At 45.0% G+C, this 6,318-nt stretch carries 6 protein-coding genes; 2 read left to right on the forward strand and 4 right to left on the reverse strand.

The window, feature by feature from the left end; all coding sequences use genetic code 11:
- Positions 1-2 precede the first annotated feature (2 nt).
- Positions 3-452: a GNAT family N-acetyltransferase gene (locus B3M51_RS08595; protein WP_292483569.1), complete on the forward strand. Its 450-nt coding sequence runs from the start codon at positions 3-5 to the stop codon at positions 450-452.
- Between the two features lie 23 nt (positions 453-475).
- Here B3M51_RS08595 and B3M51_RS08600 read toward each other — a convergent pair whose 3' ends face one another.
- The 4 genes from B3M51_RS08600 to B3M51_RS08615 all read right to left on the reverse strand — a co-directional run bounded on the left by B3M51_RS08600 (position 476) and on the right by B3M51_RS08615 (position 4,902).
- On the reverse strand, positions 476-886 hold the full coding sequence (locus tag B3M51_RS08600; RefSeq protein ID WP_292758353.1) for a MazG nucleotide pyrophosphohydrolase domain-containing protein: 411 nt from the start codon (positions 884-886) through the stop codon (positions 476-478).
- Positions 886-1,290 (reverse strand): RNA-binding S4 domain-containing protein, encoded by a 405-nt coding sequence (locus B3M51_RS08605; RefSeq protein WP_292758355.1) that lies wholly within the window; start codon positions 1,288-1,290, stop codon positions 886-888. Before B3M51_RS08605 ends, B3M51_RS08600 begins: the two co-directional genes overlap by 1 nt.
- A complete protein-coding gene (acs, locus tag B3M51_RS08610) occupies positions 1,290-3,251 on the reverse strand; it encodes an acetate--CoA ligase (RefSeq protein ID WP_292758357.1) in 1,962 nt (653 codons plus the stop codon). The genes B3M51_RS08605 and acs overlap by 1 nt, the downstream gene beginning before the upstream one ends.
- Positions 3,252-3,381: 130 nt before the next feature.
- The gene (locus B3M51_RS08615; protein ID WP_292483561.1) at positions 3,382-4,902 is read right to left on the reverse strand and encodes an aldehyde dehydrogenase family protein; all 1,521 of its coding nucleotides are present in this window, start codon (positions 4,900-4,902) and stop codon (positions 3,382-3,384) included.
- A gap of 267 nt (positions 4,903-5,169) precedes the next feature.
- Here B3M51_RS08615 and B3M51_RS08620 point away from each other — a divergent pair, with 267 nt between their 5' ends.
- Positions 5,170-6,096, forward strand: a complete 927-nt coding sequence (locus B3M51_RS08620) for an AraC family transcriptional regulator (protein ID WP_292758359.1) — start codon at positions 5,170-5,172, stop codon at positions 6,094-6,096.
- The last annotated feature ends 222 nt before the right edge of the window (positions 6,097-6,318 follow it).

Here is a 6,318-nt window from a genome sequence, read left to right on the forward strand (position 1 = left end):
CGATGCAGCTACTAACCGCCGTCAGTTCTGATATCCCTGAATTGTGTTTGTTACTCGATAGCCTGTTCAGTCAGGAAGCTGAATTTAAACCGGATATTGAATTACAGGCTCTTGGATTAGGGGCGATTATTGAAGGTGATGGAATTGGCGATATTCTGGTGGCAAAAGATGCCGGGCAGATTATCGGCATGGTGAATTTGCTCTATACCATTTCAACAGCGCTGGGCAGTCGCGTGGCAATTTTGGAGGACATGGTGGTGGCTCCGCAAAACCGCGGTCTTGGTGTCGGCTCAGCATTGTTGAAATATGCCATTGATTTTGCCAAACAAAAGGGCTGCAAACGCATTACGTTACTGACTGATAATGATAATGAAGCAGCACATGGATTTTATCAACAGCACGGTTTTACTGAGTCTTCCATGTTAGCGTTTAGGATGTCTTTAGACGTTTAATGTCAATAGGTTATTGGTCAATGTTAATCTTTTTTCTCGGTTAGTTTTGCCTTGTCCCACAAGCCGTCAAGCTCATCTAATGAAGCCGTTTGCAAGGATTTACCCTGTTGGATTATCTGCGTTTCAATAAATTGAAAGCGGCGGAGAAATTTCTGATTACATTGCTCTATGGCTTGTTCAGGATCGACATCCAAGTGTCTGGCAAGATTGGTAATAGCAAATAATAAATCGCCAATTTCTTCCTGTAGTTTTTTTGGATCGGCATCATCCAGTTCTGCAGCGACCTCATCGAGTTCTTCATGTATCTTGGCAATCACACCATCAATATGCGGCCAGTCGAAGCCAATACTGGCAGCGGTTTTTTGCAATTCGACAGCATAGCGGAGGGATGGAAGCTGTTTATCTGCAGCATTAAGCAGGGAAGGTTTTGACATTAATCGCCCCGGGTGAATTTAATAATGTGGCGACGATCCCGTTTACTGGGGCGGCCTTTTTGATCACGGAAACCTAACGGCTCATTTTTGATTTGTTCACGTAGCAGTTCACGTTTATCACGGCTTTCAGCTGTTTCCTGATAGAGCAACTGGGCTTCGCTGGCCGGTCGACGTTGTTTTTGCAGGCCTAAAACATCAATGACATATTCATAAGGCGGTTGTGAAATGGTTAATTGATCACCAGGATGGATTGTTCTGCTGGGTTTGGCCCGCTGACCATTTGCATGAACCTTACCACCATTAATGGCTTCAACGGCCAGGCTGCGGGTTTTGTAAAACCGCGCAGCCCAAAGCCATTTATCCAGCCGTTGATTTTCCTGACTTTCGGTTTCGGCTTTCGCCATCAAGCCTTACCTTGTAACTGCAATAAAATACCTTCATTTTCCAACGTTGAGGTGTCCTGGGTGATTTCTTCGCCCTTGGCAATCGTACGGAGTAAACGACGCATAATTTTACCGCTGCGGGTTTTTGGCAGATTGTCTGAATAACGAATTTCATCCGGCTTGGCGATAGGTCCGATTTGTTCGGCTACCCAGGCGCGTAATTCATTGGTCATATCTTCGTCTTCGCCACCTTCAGGGCGTTCACCTTTTAACACCACATACGCAAACACGGATTCACCCTTAACGTCGTGCGGCTTACCAACTACGGCAGCCTCAGCAACGGCTTCGTGAGCCACTAATGCCGATTCAATTTCCATGGTGCCAAGACGGTGACCCGAAACATTTAATACATCATCAATTCGACCCATGATCCAGAAGTAACCTTCCTCATCAAGACGGGCACTGTCGCCGGCCAGATAATATTTACCATCGAAATAGGGCCAATAGGTGTCTTTATAACGTTGGTCATCGCCCCAGATAGTCTGAATCATGGCGGGCCATGGCTTACGTATTACCAGGAAACCACCTTGATTTGGACCGAGAGCTTCCCCTTGTTCATTGACTACTGCTGCATCAATGCCGGGCAGGGCTCGGGTACATGAACCGGGTTTGGTTACAGTAACGGCAGGAACTGGGGCAATCATATGAGCGCCGGTTTCGGTTTGCCACCACGTATCCACAATTGGGCAACGCTCCTGACCAATAACACGGTGATACCACATCCAGGCTTCCGGATTGATTGGCTCACCAACTGTCCCCAATAAACGAAGATGGGAGAGATCATAGCGTTGTGGAATTTCATCACCAGCTTTCATCAAGGCACGAATTGCCGTTGGTGCAGTGTAGAAAATAGTGACATGATGACGGGCACAAACATCCCAGAAACGTCCTGCATCTGGAACAGTAGGTACACCTTCATAAATAATCATGGTGGCGCCAACTGCCAGCGGTCCATAAGCAACATAGGTATGACCGGTGATCCAGCCAACATCTGCAGTACACCAGAAGACGTCCTTTTCCTGAATATCAAACACCCAGCGCATGGTAGTAATGGCATTCAGCAGGTAACCTGCCGAAGAGTGTTGAATACCTTTTGGTTTACCGGTTGAGCCTGAGGTATAAAGTAAAAATAATGGATCCGTGGCATTCATCGGCTCGGGTTCACATTCTGCTGATTGATCCTGTTCAGCATCATGCCACCAGATATCACGACCATCCTGCATCGAGATATCATTCTTGCAACGTTGAAAAACGATAACTGTTTCAACACTGTCGCAGCCTTTGCTTAATGCCTGATCTGCTGTGTTTTTCAGCGGAATGATTTTGCCTCCGCGATGACCGCCATCAGCGGTAATCACCAGTTTAGCCTGGGTATCTTCTACACGATCTTTTAAAGCTTCAGCCGAGAAACCACCAAAAACCACTGAATGAATGGCGCCGATTCGGGCACACGCCTGCATGGCCACAACCGCTTCGGTAATCATCGGCATATAGATAATGACCCGATCGCCTTTTTTTATACCTTGTTTTTTCAGAGCATTGGCAAATACACAGACTTTCTGATGCAGCATCCGATAGGTAACATGTTGCACATCACCGGGTTCGCCTTCAAAGATGATGGCAGTTTTTTCAGCGTTATCTTTTAACTGTCTATCAAGACAATTGTAGGAAACGTTCAATTGACCATCGGCAAACCATTTATAGAAAGGAGCGTTGCTGTCATCCAGCGTTTTAGTGAAGGGTTTGATCCAGTCGAGTTCCTGTTTCGCCAAATCACCCCAGAAAGACTCATGATCCTCAGCTGCTTTGGTATAGAGTGCTTCAAGCTTTTTAGAGGTTAAAGCAGAATCTTTACAGAAACTTTCGCATGGTGGAAAGTGCCGGTTTTCATGAAGAGTTGATTCAATATTATTCTGAGCCATAAATACCTTACCTTATTATTCTCTCTTTTTGAGTATAGTACGCTGTCAACGTTAAATGTAGTGTTCATCCAATAAAAAACTCTCCCGAAAGCACTGCTTAGGGGAGAGTTAGTTTGATTAACGGTGAGCTTTAGAAGAAACCGAGAGGGCTGGTGCTGTAACTGACCAACAGGTTTTTGGTTTGTTGGTAGTGTTCCAGAGCAATTTTATGAGTTTCGCGACCCACACCGGATTTCTTGTAACCACCAAACGCAGCATGTGCTGGATAATGATGGTAGCAATTGGTCCATACACGACCGGCTTGAATGGCACGTCCCATACGATAAGCCAGGTTCATATCACGGGTCCATAAACCGGCACCCAGACCAAATTCGGTGTCGTTGGCAATTTCCAGTGCTTCGGCTTCATCTTTAAAAGTGGTCACTGAGACCACAGGGCCAAAAATTTCTTCCTGGAAAATACGCATCTTGTTAGTGCCTTTCATCAACGTTGGTTCGATATAGAAACCTTTATTGAATTCATCACCAAGCTGGGCGATACCACCCCCCATTAATAATTGAGCACCTTCCTGTTTGCCAATTTCAACATAACTGAGGATTTTGTCGAACTGTTCCTGTGATGCCTGCGCACCAACCTGTGTTTCAGTATCCAGTGGATTACCACGCTTAATCATTTTGGCGCGTTCCATGACCACAGCAATGAATTCGTCGTAAATACTTTCCTGAATAACTGCACGGGAAGGGCAGGTACAGACTTCACCCTGGTTGAAGAACGCCAGCACCAGACCTTCAGCACATTTATTAATATAATCCTGCTCTTGCTGCATGATGTCTTCAAAGAATACGTTTGGTGATTTACCACCCAGTTCTACTGTTGAAGGAATAATGTTTTCAGCGGCATATTTCATGATTAATGAGCCGACCGGTGTTGATCCGGTAAACGCAATTTTGGCAATACGTTTGCTGGTGCCAAGTGCCTGACCTGCTTCACGACCAAAACCATTAACAATATTTAATGTTCCGGCTGGCAGTAAATCGGCGATCAATTCGGCAAGAATCAGGATAGAAACCGGTGTTTGTTCTGCTGGTTTCATCACTACGCAGTTACCGGCTGCCAGTGCTGGAGCCAGTTTCCATGCTGCCATTAACAGTGGGAAGTTCCATGGAATGATTTGACCGACAACACCGAGAGGTTCATGGAAATGATAGGCGACAGTGTTTTCGTCAATTTCACCCATGGTGCCTTCCTGAGCACGCAGACAACCAGCAAAATAGCGGAAGTGGTCAGCAGCTAAAGGAATATCGGCATTCAGCGTTTCACGAACAGCTTTACCATTATCCCAGGTTTCGGCCACAGCCAGTTTTTCAAGGTTTGCTTCAATACGATCAGCAATTTTCAGCAGGATATTACTGCGCTCTTGCACTGAAGTTTTTCCCCAGGATTCACGAACTTTATGCGCCGCATCCAGAGCCAGTTCGATATCTGCTTCACCCGAGCGAGGTATTTCACAAATAACTTCGCCGGTGACGGGAGTAATGTTATTAAAGTATTCGCCTTTAACAGGGGCTACCCATTCGCCGCCAATAAAATTTTCATAGCGTGATTTAAATGAAATCACCGACTCTGGTGTACCTGGTTTTGCGTAAATCATAATTCTCTCTCTCTTGTTGTTTTGATATTTGCAAATGTTCAGCATAAGACCTGTAGTGGATAAACTACTTGACTCATATTCCCAATTACTTGACTGTCAGTCCACAAGTGACAAAAAAGTTACCACAATGTTCAATAAGCTTGCTATTTTTATCTATGAAAATTTCCCAAATGAGTGCGGCATCAATTTCATCGCTATAATTTCCAATCACTTGACTAATTCTAAACATCGGCCACACAATCCAACATTATTCACTAAGGTTAAGTTATGAGCCTGAATACATTCCCAACAAGTGGTCGGCACGAAAACCGTCAGTTGCTTGTAGAAAATAAAGTGACGTTTAACGGACCGGAGACCGAGCTAAGCATTTACGATACTTATCGGAGCTCAACAGGCGTAGCACTTAATGCTGATCACTTATTGTATTGCGGGATGGTGAGTGGCCGTAAAGTAATGCATGATCATTACAATGCTTCAGGTGAATTGTTTGTTCCCCACGAATCCTACGTTATGCCGCCAGGTGAACATGTAGAGATTGATTTTCCTGATGCCAATGAGCAGCAACCGACCACCTGTCTGACTATCGAGATTTCCCGAGAACGCATTGAAGCGATTTCCAGCCGGATGCGTGATTTAGTCAAAACGGATGTGCCGGAATATCACTGGGAATATCAACCACGTATCATCCATAAACATCACACCCAGGATACGCAGCATTTACTGGAAAAAATGGTGTCTTTTTATATTCGAAATGATCCGGATAAAGAAATGATGGTTGATCTTGGCGTTTCAGAGCTGGTGATCAGATTACTTCGCGAGCAGGGACGTGAAGTATTACTGAGTTATTGTAAACAAGCTCCTGATACCAGCGGTATCACGGCTGTATTACATACCATTGAACAAAACCTCACTCAGCCACTTGATATTGATCAACTCTGCCGTCAGGCCTGCATGAGTCGAAGCCGTTTATATGTAGAGTTCAAGAAACAACTGGGATGTACTCCGGGTGAGTTTCATCAGCAGGTACGACTGAAATCAGCCGCTGATGCGATACGAGGTGGTCAGACTATCACTGAGGCTTGTTATAACTACGGTTTTAATGATCTGAGTCACTTCAGTCGACGCTTCAGTCATTTTTTTGGTTGTTCACCGAGTGCTTTTCGAAAAGAAAATCTGCCAGACCCAACTGATTAGGGCTTGTTGATCTTTCATCTTTGCCTCTATTGTGAGCTGAAAAAGCGTCAATCAAGGCACGAGAAGCGCCTTTTGTGAGATACATCCATGTATCTCACCCCATTGGGGCTTGCGCTCAAAAACGTTTATCTCCATGGATGGAGTGTATGCAAAAGCAATGTCTGGAACATTGATGTCCTGACGTTTTTGTAGTTATTCTAAATAAGTAACGAGCAACGCAGA

This window comes from Methylophaga sp. UBA2689, assembly GCA_002354555.1.
In the GTDB taxonomy this organism is placed as follows: Bacteria; Pseudomonadota; Gammaproteobacteria; order Nitrosococcales; family Methylophagaceae; genus Methylophaga.

Bases quoted from the DNA above. Each gene is read 5' to 3' on its own strand.
- B3M51_RS08615 (WP_292483561.1), bottom strand. From the start codon at position 4,902: ATGATTTACGCAAAACCAGGTACACCAGAGTCGGTGATTTCATTTAAA.
- acs (WP_292758357.1), bottom strand. From the start codon at position 3,251: ATGGCTCAGAATAATATTGAATCAACTCTTCATGAAAACCGGCACTTT.
- B3M51_RS08620 (WP_292758359.1), top strand. From the start codon at position 5,170: ATGAGCCTGAATACATTCCCAACAAGTGGTCGGCACGAAAACCGTCAG.
- B3M51_RS08595 (WP_292483569.1), top strand. From the start codon at position 3: ATGCAGCTACTAACCGCCGTCAGTTCTGATATCCCTGAATTGTGTTTG.
- B3M51_RS08600 (WP_292758353.1), bottom strand. From the start codon at position 886: ATGTCAAAACCTTCCCTGCTTAATGCTGCAGATAAACAGCTTCCATCC.
- B3M51_RS08605 (WP_292758355.1), bottom strand. From the start codon at position 1,290: ATGGCGAAAGCCGAAACCGAAAGTCAGGAAAATCAACGGCTGGATAAA.